This window comes from Enterobacter sp. LU1 (genome assembly GCF_008271405.2).
Classification (GTDB): Bacteria; Pseudomonadota; Gammaproteobacteria; order Enterobacterales; family Enterobacteriaceae; genus Enterobacter; species Enterobacter hormaechei_C.
On the sequence record NZ_CP043438.2, the window covers coordinates 1,461,411 to 1,479,284 of the forward strand.

At 58.1% G+C, this 17,874-nt stretch carries 12 protein-coding genes; 7 read left to right on the forward strand and 5 right to left on the reverse strand.

From position 1 onward, the window contains the following. Positions 1–63 precede the first annotated feature (63 nt). Both FZF21_RS07050 and mntS read right to left on the reverse strand, forming a co-directional pair. Positions 64–1,647 (reverse strand): phosphoethanolamine transferase, encoded by a 1,584-nt coding sequence (locus FZF21_RS07050; RefSeq protein ID WP_017384916.1) that lies wholly within the window; start codon positions 1,645–1,647, stop codon positions 64–66. A 269-nt stretch (positions 1,648–1,916) separates the two neighbouring features. Beyond that, the gene (mntS, locus tag FZF21_RS07055; RefSeq protein WP_017384915.1) at positions 1,917–2,045 is read right to left on the reverse strand and encodes a manganase accumulation protein MntS; all 129 of its coding nucleotides are present in this window, start codon (positions 2,043–2,045) and stop codon (positions 1,917–1,919) included. Positions 2,046–2,228: 183 nt separating this feature from the next. Here mntS and mntR point away from each other — a divergent pair, with 183 nt between their 5' ends. The 7 genes from mntR (at position 2,229) to iroN (ending at position 11,759) form a co-directional block, all read left to right on the forward strand. Next, positions 2,229–2,702, forward strand: coding sequence for a manganese-binding transcriptional regulator MntR (gene mntR, locus FZF21_RS07060; protein WP_022650657.1), 474 nt, complete (start codon positions 2,229–2,231; stop codon positions 2,700–2,702). Beyond that, on the forward strand, positions 2,699–3,808 hold the full coding sequence (locus FZF21_RS07065; protein ID WP_045328028.1) for an anion transporter: 1,110 nt from the start codon (positions 2,699–2,701) through the stop codon (positions 3,806–3,808). The genes mntR and FZF21_RS07065 overlap by 4 nt, the downstream gene beginning before the upstream one ends. A 101-nt stretch (positions 3,809–3,909) precedes the next feature. Then, positions 3,910–5,004, forward strand: a complete 1,095-nt coding sequence (locus tag FZF21_RS07070; RefSeq protein ID WP_015571057.1) for an HlyD family secretion protein — start codon at positions 3,910–3,912, stop codon at positions 5,002–5,004. After that, positions 5,001–6,572 (forward strand): DHA2 family efflux MFS transporter permease subunit, encoded by a 1,572-nt coding sequence (locus FZF21_RS07075; RefSeq protein ID WP_015571056.1) that lies wholly within the window; start codon positions 5,001–5,003, stop codon positions 6,570–6,572. Before FZF21_RS07070 ends, FZF21_RS07075 begins: the two co-directional genes overlap by 4 nt. Next, positions 6,572–8,095 carry an efflux transporter outer membrane subunit gene (locus FZF21_RS07080; RefSeq protein ID WP_045328026.1) on the forward strand — a complete coding sequence of 508 codons (1,524 nt, stop codon included), beginning with the start codon at positions 6,572–6,574 and terminating at the stop codon, positions 8,093–8,095. The genes FZF21_RS07075 and FZF21_RS07080 overlap by 1 nt, the downstream gene beginning before the upstream one ends. A 162-nt stretch (positions 8,096–8,257) precedes the next feature. Then, positions 8,258–9,238 carry an aldo/keto reductase gene (locus tag FZF21_RS07085; protein WP_244323627.1) on the forward strand — a complete coding sequence of 327 codons (981 nt, stop codon included), beginning with the start codon at positions 8,258–8,260 and terminating at the stop codon, positions 9,236–9,238. A gap of 346 nt (positions 9,239–9,584) precedes the next feature. Further along, positions 9,585–11,759, forward strand: a complete 2,175-nt coding sequence (gene iroN, locus FZF21_RS07090) for a siderophore salmochelin receptor IroN (protein WP_023303341.1) — start codon at positions 9,585–9,587, stop codon at positions 11,757–11,759. A 44-nt stretch (positions 11,760–11,803) separates the two neighbouring features. Here iroN and FZF21_RS07095 read toward each other — a convergent pair whose 3' ends face one another. From FZF21_RS07095 to iroC, 3 genes are all read right to left on the reverse strand, one after another. Next, positions 11,804–12,748 (reverse strand): alpha/beta hydrolase, encoded by a 945-nt coding sequence (locus tag FZF21_RS07095; RefSeq protein ID WP_047737804.1) that lies wholly within the window; start codon positions 12,746–12,748, stop codon positions 11,804–11,806. Positions 12,749–12,831: 83 nt separating this feature from the next. Then, positions 12,832–14,061, reverse strand: a complete 1,230-nt coding sequence (locus FZF21_RS07100) for an esterase family protein (protein ID WP_017384910.1) — start codon at positions 14,059–14,061, stop codon at positions 12,832–12,834. A 101-nt stretch (positions 14,062–14,162) separates the two neighbouring features. Further along, positions 14,163–17,822, reverse strand: coding sequence for a salmochelin/enterobactin export ABC transporter IroC (gene iroC / locus FZF21_RS07105; RefSeq protein WP_047717914.1), 3,660 nt, complete (start codon positions 17,820–17,822; stop codon positions 14,163–14,165). Between the last annotated feature and the right edge of the window lie 52 nt (positions 17,823–17,874).

The following is a 17,874-nucleotide window of genomic DNA, read 5'->3' on the forward strand; positions in this document are numbered from 1 at the left end:
TTTGTACCCTCTCCCCGTGGGAGAGGGCCGGTGAGGGCATCAGCCCGCACGAAACGGCAGAAATTACTTACTCTTAATATCGAAAATATCCGTCCCAAGATGGTTATAGTCGACTTTCTGTAACTTAAAGTTGGTAATGTAAACTGGCGGGCCCTTCTTCCCGGAGATAAACGGGTAATCATTTTTTATCTCTTTCGCCTTAATCCCCGTCCATTGTGAGAAGAATTTCAGGAAATCGTTCGCGGAACGGCGCGCTTTGATGATGCGATGCGTTTTGTCATCACTCGACAGCACCATAAACGGTACCTGGAAGTTTTGCTGGAACTTGTCATCGTGTGCCAGATACTGCACCTGTTTACCGCGCTCCTTAAATGCCAGACCGTGGTCAGAGAAATAGACCATCGAGAAGCTGTCGCCGCTGTTGCGCAGCTGTGCGTACAGCTTGCTGAGCAGATCGTCGGTTTGCGTCATGGTGTAGAGATAACACGAGGTCTCTTTGGATTGCACAAACTCCGCATATTTTCCCCCGGTACGATCGCATGCCTGCGGGTGTGACCCCATCAGGTGCAGGACAATCAGCTGCGGCTGGGTGCGCTGAGTAGCAAAGACCTGCGCCGTCATTTTTAGCAACGCTTCATCTTTTGTGTTTTTATCGGCTTCGAAATCACCGCTTTTCAGGAACTGTACCTCGTCGGCACGCTTCGCGATGCTGGCGATGGCGGTATCATACTCGCCGATCTGTCCCTGGTTAGAGAACCACCATGTCTGAAAACCTGCCCGGTTGGCCAGGGTGACAAAATTATCCTGAAACTGCGGTTTTCCATCCACCACGCGGTTGAGCGTCAGACCGAGTGATTTCTGCGTCGAGCCGCTGGCCGCCACGTAGTCGGTAAACAGCGTACCGTTAACGGCGCTGGCAAACGGCGTGTTATCCCAGTGACCGCCAAACGCGCCGAGCGCATCGCGACGCGCGCTTTCCCCGATCACCACCACGTAAGTGTGATACTTCGGTTTCACCGCCAGCACGTTCCAGGTATCTTTCATGGTGGAAAGCTCGGCCATACGCGCCTGCTCGTCGAGCACTTCCTCGTTATTCACCACCACGTCTTTGACGAAGCGAAACACCGGATACCCGGTATCTTTAAGCTTAAACACGCCGCCCCAGGCCAGATTTTGTACCGGTGCAACAAAAAACGTCACCACGCTAAAGGCCAGGCACAGGCTTTCAATTTTACCCCATGCCTTTTTCCCGACGGGCTTGCGACGAACCGCAATCACGCCGAGGGCAAAAATGAAAAGGCCAACCACGTAGTTGTACCACGGGAAGATCGTCAGGATCTCTGTGGACTCTTCCATATTGGTGGAGTGGAGCGCCAGCAGAGTATTAAAGTTCGGCGCGCCATAGGCCTGGCCAAACGGGAAATAGGCGGCAGCAATCAGAGAACAGATCCCGATAAGCACTTTCTGCACGCGCGGTGCGCTTCGCCAGAGCAGGTGAAGAATACAGGTGAATCCGACGGCATAAAGCAGGCTAAAGGGGTAGCCAAGAGCAAAGTTAATCAACAGCGATTGCAAAAAATAGAATCCCGTCCACGGGCTTAAGGCCCGGCTGCGGGTAACAAGTGTATCAATCAGGGTTACGTTCATAGATCACTATCACGAAAACGCCATGTGCTCACCCTGGCGTCAAGGGTCAAAGCCTGCCGGACAGTGCGTGGAAAGGGAATGAGAGGTCCGCTTCAGCGAGCCGCAAATTGTGCAGGGCTGCAAGAAGATAGTGCGAGCGTGAATTAAGGTCAACAGTTGCTAAACAGATGTTTTGCGAAGGGGGCTGCAAATCCGCAAAAATAATCGGGAACAGGCCAGTTTACAACGTAAGTGTGACGGGAAAATGAAGCGGCGTACCGCGACGCCGCTTAGTGGGAAGAATTGTCGTCCTGCTGCGGTTTGGCGTTAAACATATCGCACAGCATGTTCAACAGCATCAGGCGCACTTTAAAAGGAGAGTGGGTAAACACGTTCATACACCTCTTGAATTCATTCATAAGACCTCCTGATTCATGAACCCTTCGATCCGTGAAGGGTGACTGCATTACATACAGATATAGCACAGGCTATATTGTATAGCTATGGCTAATTCGTTAATTTTTTGTGCTTGTAGAGCTATGGTTTACAATGTGCGCTCCGTTACAGGGCGCTGGAAGCGTCAACCCCATTGAGGAAGCACAATGAACCGTCGCGCAGGTAAGCCAACAACAAAAAAAACGACGCAACTGGTGAACGTTGAAGAGCATGTGGAAGGCTTCCGCCAGGTGCGTGAGGCGCACCGCCGGGAGCTGATTGATGATTATGTCGAACTGATCTCTGATCTGATTCGTGAGGTTGGAGAAGCGCGCCAGGTGGATATGGCCGCACGCCTTGGGGTGTCGCAGCCAACCGTTGCCAAAATGTTAAAACGTCTGGCGTCGGTCGGGCTGATCGAGATGATCCCCTGGCGCGGGGTGTTTCTCACCGCTGAGGGCGAAAAGCTGGCGCAGGAGAGCCGCGAGCGCCACCAGATCGTCGAGAATTTTTTACTGGTGCTGGGCGTCAGCCCGGAAATTGCCCGTCGGGATGCCGAAGGTATGGAACACCACGTCAGCGAAGAGACGCTGGTGAAGTTCCGCGAATTTACGCTCAAATACGGTCCCTCCGCTGAATGAACATCCCCGGCTTGCAGGCCCTGAAACGCGATCGCTTTTTCCATCTTTTACTTATTACTGGCGTTGGGCTCAGCGTCTTTGTGCCCTTCACGCCGCACACCTGGCCGGCGGCCATAGACTGGCGCACCATTATTACCCTGAGCGGTTTGATGATGCTCACCAAAGGCGTGGAGCTGAGCGGCTATTTTGATGTGCTGGGGCGCAAAATGGTGCGCCGCTTCGCCACCGAGCGCAAGCTGGCCCTGTTCATGGTCTTTTCGGCGGCGCTGCTGTCGACGTTTCTCACTAATGACGTGGCGTTGTTTATCGTGGTGCCGCTTACGCTCACGCTGCGTAAGCTGTGCGAAATACCGGTTACCCGTCTGATTATCTTTGAAGCGCTGGCCGTCAATGCGGGCTCGCTGCTCACGCCGATCGGTAACCCGCAGAATATTCTGCTGTGGGGACGCTCCGGCCTGTCGTTTACCGCATTTACCGGGCAGATGGCGCCGCTGGCGCTGGCGATCGTGGCGACGCTGCTGGCGGTGGGCTGGTTTGCTTTCCCGAATAAAACATTGCAGTACCACAGCGGCACCACCGGCCCCCAGTGGCAGCCGCGTCTCGTCTGGAGCTGCCTGGGTCTGTATATCGTTTTTCTTATCGCGCTGGAGTTAAACCAGGCGCTGGCGGGCGCGCTGCTGGTGGCGTGTGGCTTCCTGTTCCTCGCCCGGCGGGTGCTGGTGAGCGTCGACTGGACGCTGCTGCTGGTGTTTATGGCGATGTTTATTGACGTCCATCTGCTGATCCAGCTCCCGGTATTGCAGAACGTTCTCCATAGCGTCAGCGGTCTGTCGCAGCCGGGATTATGGCTGACGGCGATTGGTCTCTCGCAGGTGATCAGTAACGTGCCGTCCACCATTTTGCTGCTTAACTATGTTCCCCCTACGGTACTGCTGGCGTGGGCGGTCAACGTCGGCGGCTTTGGGCTGCTGCCCGGCTCGCTGGCTAACCTCATCGCCCTGCGGATGGCCAACGATCGCCGCATCTGGTGGCGCTTCCATGTATGGTCAATCCCGATGCTGCTCTGGTCAGCGGCGGTCGGTTTCGGACTATTCCTTCTCATATAGTGCGCAATTTGTCAGTTTTTCCTGGCAAATGTATAGCAACGTCCTAGCTTTAGTGAACGGCATAGTGTGATGCCGCTCACTGACAGGACCGTTGCTGAACTATGGCAGAAGATCAAAACCCACCTGCTGATGAGCAGGATCAAAACAATAACGAGCGCAAGCGCCCGGGCAAAAAACCGTTAATTATCCTTGGCATCGTGGTCATCGTGATGGTGATCGTGGCGCTGGTCTGGTGGTTTTTAACCCGTAACGAAGAGACCACTGACGACGCCTTCACCGACGGCGACGTTGTAACCATTGCCCCAAAAACGGCAGGCTACGTTACCGAACTTCGCGTGCGGGATAACCAGCGCGTGAAGAAAGGGGATGTGCTGGTGGTGATCGATCCGCGTGATACCACCGCCCAGCGCGATCAGGCTCAGGCCCAGCTTGGGCTGGCGGTTGCGCAGCTGCATCAGGCGCAGGCGCAGCTGGCGCTCTCGAAGGTGCAATATCCCGCCCAGCGCGATGAAGCCAAAGCGCAGGTGCTTAAAGCCCAGGCGGATATGGCCAACGCGCAGGCGGAGTACCGCCGTCAGCGCGGCGTTGACCCGCGCGCGACCACGCAACAAAGTATCGATGCCGCGAACGCCCAACTGCGCAGTGCCCAGGCTGGCCTTGCCAGCGCCCAGGCGCAGCTGGAAGTGGCGGAGCAGGTACAGCTGCAAATTCGCCAGCAGGAGACCAACGTCGAAGCGCGCGAACGCCAGGTCGATCAGGCCAGAGCGCAGCTGGAAACCGCCAACCTGAACCTCTCTTATACCGAAGTCCGCGCCCCGTTCGACGGTTTTGTCACCAAACGCAACGTCCAGCCCGGTACGCTGGTGCAGGCAGGCACGGCGCTGTTCTCGCTGGTCTCCCCGAACGTGTGGGTGGTGGCGAACTTCAAGGAGTCGCAGCTTGAGCGCATGAAGCCGGGCGACAAAGTGACCGTGTCCGTCGATGCCTGGCCGGATATGGAGCTGGAAGGCCATATCGACAGCATCCAGCAGGGCAGCGGCTCGCGCTTCTCCGCCTTCCCGTCGGAAAACGCCACCGGTAACTTTGTGAAGATCGTTCAGCGCGTGCCGGTGAAAATCGTCATTGATAAAGGGCTGGATCCGAACAAGCCGCTGCCGCTGGGGCTGTCGGTTGAACCGAAGGTCACCGTGGAATGACGGATCACAGCCACGATAACTGGAAGCCCGCCAGTAACCCGTGGGCGGTGGCGATTGTGGTCACCCTGGCGGTGTTTATGGAAATTCTGGACACCACCATCGTCAACGTGGCGCTGCCCCACGTCGCAGGGTCGCTCTCGGCCAGCTATGACGAATCCACCTGGGTGCTCACCAGCTACCTGGTGGCGAACGGCATCGTGCTGCCGATTTCGGCCTTTCTGAGCCGCCTGTTTGGTCGCAAGCAGTTCTTCCTGATCTGCATTGTGATGTTCACCATCTGCTCGTTCCTGTGCGGCATCGCCACCGAGCTATGGCAAATCATCCTGTTCCGCGTGATGCAGGGCTTCTTTGGCGGCGGGTTGCAGCCCACCCAGCAGTCGGTGCTACTCGACTACTTCAAGCCGGAGGACAGGGGCAAAGCCTTTGGCCTTTCATCCATTGCCATTATCGTCGCGCCGGTACTCGGGCCCACGCTGGGGGGCTGGATCACCGATAACTACTCCTGGCGCTGGGTGTTCTTTATCAATATCCCGGTAGGGATTGTGACGGTGCTGGCTATCTATCAGCTGCTGGAAGATCCGCCGTGGGAGAAAAAGTCGGAAGAGAAGCTCACCGTCGACTGGACGGGGATCGGCCTGATCGCCCTCGGTCTTGGCTGTTTGCAGGTAATGCTCGACCGGGGCGAAGATGATGACTGGTTCTATTCGAACTTTATCCGCACCTTTGCGGTACTGACGCTGGTCGGCATTATCGGCGCGATCTACTGGCTGATGTACGCCAGAAAGCCGGTGGTGGATCTGCACTGCATGAAGGACCGCAACTTTGCGATCTCCAGCCTGCTGATGGCGGGGATGGCGATGATCCTGTACGGCAGTTCGGTGGTTATTCCTCAGCTGGCGCAGCAGGATTTGGGCTATACCGCCACCTGGTCCGGGCTGGTGCTCTCGCCCGGCGCGGTGCTGATTGTGCTGACCATCCCGCTGGTGCTGAAGCTGATGCCGGTGGTGCAGACGCGCTGGATCATCGCCTTCGGCTTTACCTGCCTGGCGGTGTCGTTCTTCTGGTCCCGCACGCTGACGCCGGATATCGATTTCGAAACGCTGGTGCTGTTCCGCAGCGCCCAGTCTATAGGGCTGGGGTTCCTGTTTGTGCCGCTGACCACCATCGCCTTTATCTCGATCCCGAGGCGGCTTAACGCCGACGCGGCGGCGCTGTTTACCATGTTCCGCAACGTGGCCGGCTCGATTGGGATTTCGCTCTCGACGGCGGCGATCACCGAGCGCTCGCAGGCGCACAGCGCGCATCTGGCTTACCACGCTTCGCCGTTTAACGAGCAGTTCCAGCTGGCGATACGCGAAAGCGCCCAGGCGATCCAGAACTTCACCACTCAGGTGGGCGATCCGACCGGCATTGCCACCGGGCGGATGTACCAGACGATGATCGAGCAGTCGCGCTTTCTGGCCTACATTGACGTCTTCACCATTCTGAGCGCGGTGGCCCTATTACTGATTCCGTTTTGTTTGTTGCTCTCGCCGGTTAAGAGCGAGGGGAGTGCAGGAGCACACTGATGATACACAGACGTTTACACCCTCTGATGATAATGATGCTGCTGGTGGGCTGCGCCGTCGGGCCGGACTACCAACAGCCAGCACCGCCCGCTACCACGCACTGGAACGATAAGGGCGACAGCGCGGTGAAATCGCAAATTTCCTCCGCCGCCACCAACCCGCGCTGGTGGAAAACCTTCGGCTCGCCGCAGCTCGACAGCCTGATTGAACGCGCCATCGCCGGGAATCTGACGCTACAGCAAACGGTATTACGCATCGCCGGCGCGCGCGAACAGATTAACCAGGCCGGCGGGGCGTTTTTCCCGTCGGTGAATGGCAATGTGCAGGCGACGCGCCAGCAGCTTGGGCTGGAAGGGGAGCTGAAATCCCACGGCGTGTACGACCAGTTGAATAATGTCGATCCTGAACTGCGGGGCGCGTTAGGCCCGCTGACGCAGCCGATTAACCTCTATCAGGGCAGCTTCGACGCCCAGTGGGAAATCGACCTGTGGGGCAAGGTGCGCCGTCAGGTAGAAGCGGCCGAGGCGCAGCAGCGGGCGGCGATCGAGCAGCGTAACGATGCGCTGGTCTCGCTGGAAGCCGAAGTGGCGCGGGCGTGGCTACAGCTGCGTGGGGCGCAGAGCATCATTGCCACGCTTAATACGCAAATTGAAAGCGCGCAGCAGACGCTGGATCTGACCGAAAGCCGCCAGCGGGGCGGGCTGTCGCCGCAGATGGACGTGGAAAATGCCCGGGCGCAGCTGGGCAATCTTGAAGCCCAGCTGCCGCAGTATCAGGCGCAGGAACGCCAGGCGATGAACGGGCTGGCGATCCTTCTTGGTAAGCCGCCGGGCGCGCTGGATGCCGAACTGCAATCCGTGCAGCCGATGCCTGCCCTGCCGGATATTGTGCAGACCGGTATTCCGTCCACCCTCGCACGCCGCCGCCCGGACGTGCGCGAAGCGGAGGCGAATCTCCACGCCGCCACGGCGCAGATTGGCGTCTCGGTGGCAGAGCTGTTCCCGAGCTTTACCCTCTCCGGACAGTTTGGCCTGCGCAACAGCGAATCTAACTGGCTGACCGACTGGAGCAGCCACTTCTACAGCTTTGGCCCGCAGGTTTCCATACCGATTTTCCAGGGCGGTCGGCTGGTCTCCAGCGTCAAGGTGGCGCGCGCGCAGCAGGGGGCGGCAGTGCTGGACTATCGCCAGACGGTACTGACGGCGCTCGGCGACGTTGAAAACGCGCTGGTGAGCTATCGCACCGACCAGCAGCGTGAAGCGGGCCTGGCGAAAACCATCGACGCGCTGCAAAACGCCTTTGATCTCGCCAGCGACAGCTATCGGCAGGGGATCGCCAGCTTTATTGACGTGCTGGACGCCCAGCGTCAGCTCGCTCAGGCCGAACAGCAGCGGGCGCAGGCGCAGGTGCAGAGCGCGCTTGACCTGGTGGCGCTCTACAAAGCCCTCGGCGGCGGCTGGGAGCCGTATCAGCAGGTGCGGCTGCCAGACTACAGCGTCTTTGGCGACGCCCCACGCGGATAGATTCAGAGGATTGGGCAAGAAACGGACAGGAACGCCACATTCGCGATGGCTGAGGGGCGGGTATAACTAACAGACATCCAATCGACATGCGAGGAAAGCGTTAAGCGTTATCAAAAACTGGGCAATACCGGACTGTTTGTTTCTGAACTCTGCCTCGGCACCATGACCTTCGGCGGTGAAGGCGGCATGTGGGGCAAAATTGGTCAGCTTCAGCAAAGCGACGCCGAGCAGCTGGTGGGCCGCGCGCTGGACGCCGGGATCAATTTTATCGACACGGCAGATGTCTACTCGGAAGGGCGTTCAGAGGAGATCACCGGGCAGGCGCTGAAGAACCTGAAAATTCCGCGCGAAAACGTGGTCGTTGCCACCAAGGTGTTCGGTGAAACCGGCACAGCGGGGGTGAACTCGCGCGGTAGCTCGCGCTATCACATCATCAGCGGCGTGAAGGAGAGCCTGCGTCGCTTGCAGCTGGATCATATCGATCTCTATCAGCTGCACGGTTTCGACCCCGCGCCCCCCATCGAGGAGACGCTTTACGCGCTGGATAATCTTGTGCAGCACGGTCACGTACGCTATATCGGCGTCTCGAACTGGGCGGCATGGCAGATTGCCAAAGCGCTCGGCATCTCTGAGCGTCTGGGGCTGGCGCGTTTTGCCTCATTGCAGGCGTACTACACCATCGCCGGGCGCGACCTTGAGCGCGAACTGGTGCCGATGATGCAGAGCGAAGGCGTCGGGTTGATGGTATGGAGCCCGCTGGCGGGTGGTCTGCTGAGCGGAAAATACGATCGCGACGGGCAGAGCGCGGCCGGTAGTCGTCGCCTGGCGTTCGACTTCCCGCCGGTGAATAAAGATCGCGCCTTCGACTGCGTGGACGTGATGCGTACCATCGCCGAAAGTAAAGGCGTTTCCGTGGCGCAAATCGCGCTGGCGTGGCTGCTGCACCAGAAAGCGGTGACCAGCGTCATCATCGGGGCGAAACGGGTCGATCAGTTGGATGACAACATTGCCGCAACCGGCATTCAGCTGAGCGATGATGAGCTGAAACAGCTGGATGCGGTCAGCGCGCTGCCGCGCGAGTATCCTGGCTGGATGCTGGAGCGCCAGGGCGAGTACCGTCGCAATCAGTTAGCGCAACAATAACCTTTCTTTCCCCGGTGGCGCTTGCGCTTACCGGGGCTGCGTTCCCTTGTAATGACATATTAACGTTATGTCACTACACGAAATACCAATGGGCTGTTCTCTTCTTCCGCAGTTTCAGTATGCCAGCTTTACGAACGCACAGGGCGGCACCCGGGAAGAATCACTCCGGGCCAATGCGTGCGTTTCATTAATGCGCGCATCCGTGTATTAAGGATTGCCTTAATCCTCCTTAAATGATATTAATTATCATTCTTATTATAAAAATAATGGCAGTTTAAAATATCTGGCAAGGATGTGAGCTTAACGATCGATCACTTTTGCGTTAGGCATGTATTAGGGAATGGGTATGAGAATTATCAAGATCTTCTGGCCGCTCACTGCGCTCCTGGCAGGGTTGAACAGTCAGGTATCACTGGCAAAATCCTCCGATGATAACGACGAGACCCTGGTGGTGGAAGCCACCGCTGAGCAGGTACTCAAACAGCAGCCGGGCGTGTCGATTATTACCAGCGAAGATATTAAAAAGAACCCTCCGGTCAACGATCTCTCCGATATTATTCGCAAAATGCCCGGTGTCAATCTGACCGGCAACAGCGCCTCGGGTACACGTGGTAATAACCGCCAGATCGACATTCGCGGCATGGGGCCGGAGAACACCTTAATTTTAATTGATGGTGTGCCTGTGACGTCGCGCAACGCCGTGCGTTATAGCTGGCGTGGAGAGCGTGATACCCGCGGCGACACCAACTGGGTGCCACCGGAACAGGTTGAGCGTATTGAAGTGATCCGCGGCCCTGCGGCGGCACGCTACGGTTCGGGCGCAGCGGGCGGGGTGGTGAACATCATTACCAAACGCCCTACCAACGACTGGCACGGTTCGCTGTCGTTATACACCAACCAGCCGGAAAGCAGCGACGAAGGCGCTACGCGTCGCGCCAACTTCAGCCTTAGCGGGCCGCTGGCTGGCGATGCGCTGACCATGCGCCTGTACGGAAACCTGAATAAAACCGATGCCGACAGCTGGGATATTAACTCCTCGGCCGGTACGAAAAACGCGGCCGGGCATGAAGGGGTGCGCAACAAAGATATTAACGGCGTTGTCTCGTGGAAATTAAATCCGCAGCAAATTATCGATTTCGAAGCCGGATATAGCCGCCAGGGGAATATCTATGCAGGCGATACGCAAAACAGTTCTTCCAGTGCCGTCACTGAAAGCCTGGCGAAATCCGGCGAAGAGACGAACCGCCTGTACCGGCAGAATTATGGCATTACACATAATGGTATCTGGGACTGGGGTCAAAGCCGTTTTGGTGTCTATTACGAGAAAACCAATAACACCCGCATGAATGAAGGATTATCCGGCGGCGGTGAAGGGCGTATTTCGGCGGATGAAAAGTTCACGACCAATCGCCTGAGCTCCTGGCGAACCAGCGGCGAGCTTAATATTCCGCTGAATGCGCTGGTCGATCAAACGCTGACCGTGGGTGCGGAGTGGAGCCGCGATGAGCTCGACGATCCTTCCTCTACCAGCCTGACCGTGGATGACAGTGATATCGGCGGCATTTCTGGCTCGGCTGCGGATCGCAGCAGTAAAAACCATTCCCAAATCAGTGCGCTGTATATTGAAGATAATATTGAGCCGGTTCCCGGCACGAATATCATTCCCGGCCTGCGCTTTGATTATCTCAACGAGTCCGGCGGTAACTTCAGCCCCAGCCTGAACCTCTCGCAGGAATTGGGCGATTACTTCAAAGTCAAAGCGGGGATTGCCCGAACCTTTAAAGCACCAAACCTGTATCAATCCAGCGAAGGTTATCTGCTCTACTCGAAAGGCAACGGTTGTCCAAAAGATATTACATCGGGCGGCTGCTACCTGATCGGTAATAAAGATCTCGATCCGGAAATTAGCATCAATAAAGAAATTGGGCTGGAGTTCGCCTGGGAAGATTACCATGCCAGCGTGACCTACTTCCGCAATGACTACCAGAATAAGATCGTGGCCGGCGATAATGTTATCGGGCAAACCGCTTCCGGCGCATATATTCTCCAGTGGCAGAACGGCGGGAAAGCGCTGGTGGACGGTATCGAAGCCAGCATGGCGTTCCCGCTGGTGAAAGATCGTCTGAACTGGAATACCAATGCCACCTGGATGATCACCTCGGAGCAAAAAGACACCGGTAATCCGCTGTCGATCATCCCGAAATACACCATTAATAACTCGCTTGACTGGACCATCACCCAGGCGTTCTCTGCCAGCGTCAACTGGACGTTATACGGCAGACAAAAACCGCGTACTCATTCGGAAACTCGTAGTGAAGATACTGGCGGTCTGTCAGGTAAAGAGCTGGGCGCTTATTCGCTGGTGGGGACGAACTTCAATTACGATATTAATAAAAATCTGCGTCTTAACGTTGGTGTCAGCAATATCTTAGATAAACAGATTTACCGATCTTCCGAAGGGGCGAATACCTATAACGAGCCTGGCCGGGCTTATTATGCCGGTGTTACCGCGTCATTTTGATCGTAGTGTTACAGGTGTACTGCCCGCGTCAAGGCGGGCAGTGTTTAGCGGCTTAATGAATGACAGCCTGCTGTGTTACCTGCGTTTTCACCACTGATATCTAACAGCGCTCCGCGGAAGGAGGCGTTGAACATCGGCCCGTGTCCCAGGTTTGGGAAATCCCAAAAGGCGGCATTGACGCCTTTATCTTCCAGCGTGGCGAGGGTGGCATGAATTTTCGTCAGCACTCCGGCAGCATGCGTTTCCCGGTTATTGCCCGGTGTCGCCGAACCTTCCATTATCATCAGGCGCCTGGCGCAGTGTTGCGACGGCTCAACCGCCGTGATGCGGCTCAGTAGCGCATCATGGCCTCTGCCCAACGACGGGCTGGCGCTGTAATACGTCCGGAAATAAGGGGAAGACAGCCATGCATCCAGCACGAACAGGCCGCCGTAGGAGTGCCCCCACAGGCCGCGATGCTGCCGATCGATATTCAATCCCTGTTCCACCTTTGGCGCTATACGCGTTTCCAGTAACTGGCGGAAGTCGTTGCTACCCCCACTCTTACGGCTGCGGGTATCCGTTTTGCCGCTTTCTGCTGCTGGCGTATAGTCGTAGGCCCTGCCGTTGAGATCGAAGGGGAGGTTGGTCTGATACCCGACAGCCACAATCACCGGCGGTGATTTTTCTGCCAGCTGTTTGAGCAGGTCGTCGTTCAGGCGGTCCATAACTGCGTTGCCGTCGAGCATATATAAAATCGGGTAGCCCGACGCCGGTGCGGCTTTATTTGGCACGGCCGTCCATACCCGATAATGGCGGCTGCCATCGGCGGAGTCGAACGAGTTGACGCTGAAATGGTAAAACGCAGAGCCTTTATCGGCGATATTCGGCCCCAGTGGCTGCATATCCGGCTTTGCGAAAGCGTGCGCATTCCAGATAAGGGTGAGACCAGAAAGAAGAGTGACAAGCGCCTTGCGTGAGCGTGTTGGGCGATACTCGCGGGCATACATCTGATGTTTATTCCTTTTCCGCAGGTGACATTTTCTTTATTCAGGAAGCCTGTACAGTTGCCTGAAAGTGTTCGCGGGTCAAGTCAACCCTGGAGTAAACCAAGCCCGTCAATCAGTGCGCCGCGCCACCATGCGTAATCGTGACCCCCGGTATACATTGCGCAATGGCTGTCGACGCCAGCGGTAAGCAACTGCTGATGCAGCCGCTGAACGTGGGGTACCGTCGAACCTTCCAGCGATCCCACGCACAGGCGGATGCGCACGCCCTGCGGCGGGGCAGAAAGCAGATGTTCGCTCACCCATGACGTATCGGTTTCGCTGAACACGTTTGGCCGGCTGGCACCCTCTGGCGTCCACCACATCGAAGGGGAGTGGCTGAGCGCCAGCCCGAACGTTTCCGGTGCGTAACGAGCGGCCATGAGCGCGCTGACCCCGCCGAGGCTCTGTCCGGCCAGCACGGTGCGCGAACGGTCTGCCCACCGCCGCTGCGGGTGTTCGGCGCGGATCGTCGGCAACAACTGGTCGGCGATATCCTTTATCAGCTCGCTGCGCCCGCCGAGTATCGCAGTTCGCTCGTGTTCATCGATATTGTCGATGCCAAGTACAGCCACGGGCACGATGCGTCCGTTGTTTATGGCGGCGTCAATTGCCGCGCATACGCCAAGGTGATCGAACCAGGTTTCACCATCGGGCAGTACCACCAGGCCGAGGGGCTGCGAAACATCAACGTCCGGCAGATAGAGCCGAACCCGGCGCGATTCCCCGGCGAGAGTGCGCGCCGAGGTAAGCAATTGCCCGCTGGGTGAGCCGCCGCGCCATTCGGACTGGGCGGGGGCTTTATCAAGCGCCAGCACCGACTCCTGTGTGCTTCCCCGAACGTTGATCCCCGGCGTTTTGTTTAGCGGATCGGCGTGCCCGACGAGGGTAGCAAAGCGGCCTCCGGACTGTGCAATCGTCTCGGCCGGGGTGCCGGGGGGGATTTCCACCAGCGAATAGGAGCCGCAGTAGCTTGCGGGTAAACGCAGTGTCAGAGTCCAGATATCCGTCGCGGGAAGGGCGGTCATCATCCCTTTCGCCACGTGCTCTTTATCCGTCACCCGATTCAGACGCAGATAAACGCCCTGTAGAGGGTGCCTGGCGCGCCACAGAAATGTCACATCACGCTCGTCTTTCGCTCCGTCGACTGGCGTCACCAGCGGTACATTTAGCGACTCAGCGTCTCGCCAGAAGTCAGAAAGGTTAGCAATGTGGCCTGCTGCCAGCTGGCTGCGCAGCCTGGCGATAGCAGAGGGATGTTGTTGCATGTTCAGCATTCACTCTCTTTGAATATGAAGGGTGTCAGTATAAATAGCTAAAGCGGCTATTCCGGGAACAGCCGCTTTAGCGCGTGTTTTGTAATGTCTTACGTGCGCAATTACTCTTCCACGATTTCCCCCGTGATGTCGTGCTGGCGATGGGGAACAGAGCTGCCGACGCTGTCATGCCACAAGCGGGTGTAGAGGCCGCCGGCCGCTAACAGCTGTTCGTGGGTGCCGTATTCCGCAAGCTGCCCCTTATCGATAACGGCAATCAGATCGCAGCGCTGCGCGGTGGTCAGACGGTGCGCCACAATCAGCGCCAGGTGCTTCCCGGTGTGCGCGACGTCTGTTAACGATGACATCAATCGCTCTTCGGATGTGCGATCCAGGCGTGACGTGGCTTCATCGAGCAGCAGGATGTGAGCATTCGCCAGTTGTGCGCGGGCCAGCGCAATCAGCTGGCGCTGACCTGCGGACAGATCGGCACCGCCGTTATTCACCGGTGTGCGGAATCCCTGCGGCAGATTGCGCACCGTCTCATACAGCCCTGCCTGTTGAGAGGCAATCTCAACGTCGTCATTGGTACTGGATGGCCGTGAATAACGAATGTTTTCCGCGATATCACCACTAAACAACGCCACATCCTGATCGACCAGCCCAATCTGGCGACGGTAATCGGCAAGCGAGGCATCATCAATTATCCGATCGCCAATGCTGATCCTGCCGTGGGTGGGGGAATACAATCCGGCGATCAGCTTAATCAGCGTTGACTTACCCGCACCGCTGCGACCAACGACCGCGACGACCCTTCCCTCAGGGATTGTCAGGGTAAGTTTGTTCAGCGCGGGTTGAGGACTGTCGGGATAACTGAACGTGAGCTCATTAAGATGCAGCGCGCCGGTGGCGGGCGGTGCGGAAGAGGGCTCGATGTTCTCTGTGCCTTCGGTCGCCAGCAGTTCATTGATATGTTTGCCGCTGGCCGTCGCCTGCTGCCAGGCGTCGACAATTCCTGATAACTGCTGCACTGGCCCATAGAATTGCCCCAGCAGCAGGAAGAAAGCCGCCAGCACCCCGGCGGTCATTTCGCCTTCGGCGACTCGCGATGCACCCACCAGAAGAACGGCGGCATAGGAGGCCTCGGTGCAGAAGGTCAGGAACGGGAAATAGACGGCAAGGTATTTTTGCGCACGTACGCGGGTCGCACGGAACCGATCCGATAACGCGCGCAGCCGGGCGGCTTCCTGTTCCTGCTGGCCATGCGATTGCACAACGCGCAAGCCGGAGACTTTCTCCTGCAGGGTGCTGTTGACTTTGCCTATTTCCAGCCGCGCCTGCGCATAAGCAGGGGAGCTGAGGCGGCGATAAATCCAGGTTGCCAGTGCGACCACTGGCACCGCGCTTAATGCCGTCAGCGCCAGGAGCGGGTCGAGCCAGAACATGGCGGCGGCGATGGCGAACATTGTCACCAGGCTGGTGGCTGCACCGGCAAGGCCGTTTTGCAGAAAGCGGGCGAGAGAGTCCACATCTACGGTCATGCGGGTCAGACGTGAATCGACATGCTTTTCATGCCAGGGGAGACCAAGACGCAGCATATGGCCGAAGCTGCGCAAGCGCACCGTATGCTGGACTGACTCTGCCGCTCTGGCGGCGAAGACAGTCTGTAGTGAATAACAGCACCAGCTCACGGCCACCAGGCACAGGGCGAATAGGGCACAGAGGCCGATAGTCGACATATCGCCTGTGGCAACGCCGGAGTCAATGCCGCGCTGCAGCAGTATCAGTACCCCGACGCCTGCCGCCGAATCGAGGGCGATCAGCAGGGCGGCGATGACGAACATCCACGCCACGGGCTTCAGCAGCGACGTGACTTTGCGGCCTTTACCGGCCAGCGCCTGCTGTACTGCATTTTCCGGCACGCGCGTCATACGGGCGACAAAGCCTTTATCCCCCGTCTGCGCCGCATCGTCTTGTGCCGCTGGTACGGTCGGCCACAATCCGTTAGGCCCACTGTGGGAAGGCGCGAGGAAATCGCCGTCGCCGGTCATCAGCGCGCGGAACGCCGGACAGCGCGCTTCAAGTTCTGCCTGGGTTCCGGTGTCCACCACCCGGCCCTTATCCAGCACCACAATCCGGCTGGCTAACTGAAGCGTCGAACGGCGTCGGGCAATCACCAGCAGCATATGCTTTTCGTCAGCATAGCGACTCAGCGCGGTGTTGATCTCCGCTTCAGTACCGGCATCGACCGCAGAGGTGGTGTCATCGAGGATCAACACTTCCGGCGCGGTAATGAGCGCCCGCGCCAGCGCGATTCGCTGCCTCTGTCCGCCGGAAAGATTCGTACCGCGTTCGGTTAATTGGGTATCGAAGCCTTTCGGCAGGGCGTTGATAAAATCGCTGGCTCCTGCTGCCCTCGCCGCGAGGCGAATGTCGTCCGCCGTTGCCTGAGGGTGCCCGTAGGCGATATTTTCCGCCACCGTACCGGCAAACAGAAAAGCATCCTCAAACACAACGCCTACCCGACGACGAAGCGCCTCCAGCCTGAGATCGCGGAGGTTCTGTCGGCCTGCGCTGGTGTTGAGCCATATCTCTCCGGCGCTGGGATCGTAAAAACGCGCCAGCAGCATCAGCAGCGTGGATTTCCCGGAACCCGATGCGCCCACTACCGCCACCGTTTCACCGGCGTGCAGGGAAAAGGAGACATCGCTGAGGATGCGTCTGCCGCCACGGTACTCGAAGCTCATATTCTCCAGTTGCAGCCCGATAACCTGACCGTTAACCGCCTCCGTCCCGTCTTCCATCTGCGAACGGGTGTCGATCAGAGCAAACACGCGCTCCACGGACGCCTGGGTGCGCTGGGCGATAACCAGAAACGATGCCAGTACACGGGTTGGCCCGGTCAGCATCGCGAGGAAGCTGGCAAACGCCACGAAGGTGCCGAGATCGATGCGCCCGTGCATAACCGACCAGCCGCCGTAGCACAGCAGGACGATTTGCCCGAGCACCGGTAGCGCCAGCATGGTGGCACCTGGCATCGCCTGCGAGATGGCCGCGCCGATGCGTACCCGCACCATCTGCCGCGACTGGCGATCCAGCCAGCGCGTTTCACGCAGCTCCGCCACGCAGGATTTTACCACTGAGATCTGCGCCAGCACCTCGCGCATATGTTCGGTGAGATTTGCCAGTCGGTCCGAGGCCAGCCCGGTTTGCGCAAAGACCCGGCGACGCGCGCGCAGCGCAGTGATAGCCAGGCATGCCAGTACGCACACGACGATGAGCGTCATGGCGGGTGACATCCACAGCATCACGGCAATGCCGGCAATGTAATAAGTGAACACCGCCAGCGGCACCGGGCACATCTGTAGCAGGGTATGTACCTGCTGCAGATCGCTGTTGGTCCGTGAAATCACCTGCCCGGTGCGCAGTGCGTCCTGGCCTGCGCCGTCAAGTTTTTGAATACTGTCGAATGCCCGTCCTCGCAGGGTGTGCTGCACCCAGAGCGAGAGCTCCCCGGCATAACCGCGGCGCACGTAGTTACCGATGAAATCAAAAAAGGCAATCAGCAATAGCCCGCAGGCCAGCCACGGCAGACGAGTCGGATTGCCCGCCAGCGCGTCGTTCACCGCTTGCCTTGTCAGCAACGGCGTCAGCGCGGCCAGCAGAATGGTCGAGACCGACGCTACCACTACGATGATGCTAAGTTTCTTACGTTCCCAGCACACGCGTGCCAGGCGAACTATCCAGGACCGCGCAGGAGTGGGAGAGTGAGTCGCAGGCATTAAGCCTCCTCCGTCTGTAAACAATAGGATCCAAGTCGGATCGCTGTGCAAA

Bases quoted from the DNA above. Each gene is read 5' to 3' on its own strand.
- mntS (WP_017384915.1), bottom strand. From the start codon at position 2,045: ATGAATGAATTCAAGAGGTGTATGAACGTGTTTACCCACTCTCCTTTT.
- FZF21_RS07070 (WP_015571057.1), top strand. From the start codon at position 3,910: ATGGCAGAAGATCAAAACCCACCTGCTGATGAGCAGGATCAAAACAAT.
- iroN (WP_023303341.1), top strand. From the start codon at position 9,585: ATGAGAATTATCAAGATCTTCTGGCCGCTCACTGCGCTCCTGGCAGGG.
- FZF21_RS07050 (WP_017384916.1), bottom strand. From the start codon at position 1,647: ATGAACGTAACCCTGATTGATACACTTGTTACCCGCAGCCGGGCCTTA.
- FZF21_RS07075 (WP_015571056.1), top strand. From the start codon at position 5,001: ATGACGGATCACAGCCACGATAACTGGAAGCCCGCCAGTAACCCGTGG.
- FZF21_RS07065 (WP_045328028.1), top strand. From the start codon at position 2,699: ATGAACATCCCCGGCTTGCAGGCCCTGAAACGCGATCGCTTTTTCCAT.
- FZF21_RS07080 (WP_045328026.1), top strand. From the start codon at position 6,572: ATGATACACAGACGTTTACACCCTCTGATGATAATGATGCTGCTGGTG.
- iroC (WP_047717914.1), bottom strand. From the start codon at position 17,822: ATGCCTGCGACTCACTCTCCCACTCCTGCGCGGTCCTGGATAGTTCGC.
- FZF21_RS07085 (WP_244323627.1), top strand. From the start codon at position 8,258: ATGACCTTCGGCGGTGAAGGCGGCATGTGGGGCAAAATTGGTCAGCTT.
- FZF21_RS07095 (WP_047737804.1), bottom strand. From the start codon at position 12,748: ATGTATGCCCGCGAGTATCGCCCAACACGCTCACGCAAGGCGCTTGTC.
- mntR (WP_022650657.1), top strand. From the start codon at position 2,229: ATGAACCGTCGCGCAGGTAAGCCAACAACAAAAAAAACGACGCAACTG.
- FZF21_RS07100 (WP_017384910.1), bottom strand. From the start codon at position 14,061: ATGCTGAACATGCAACAACATCCCTCTGCTATCGCCAGGCTGCGCAGC.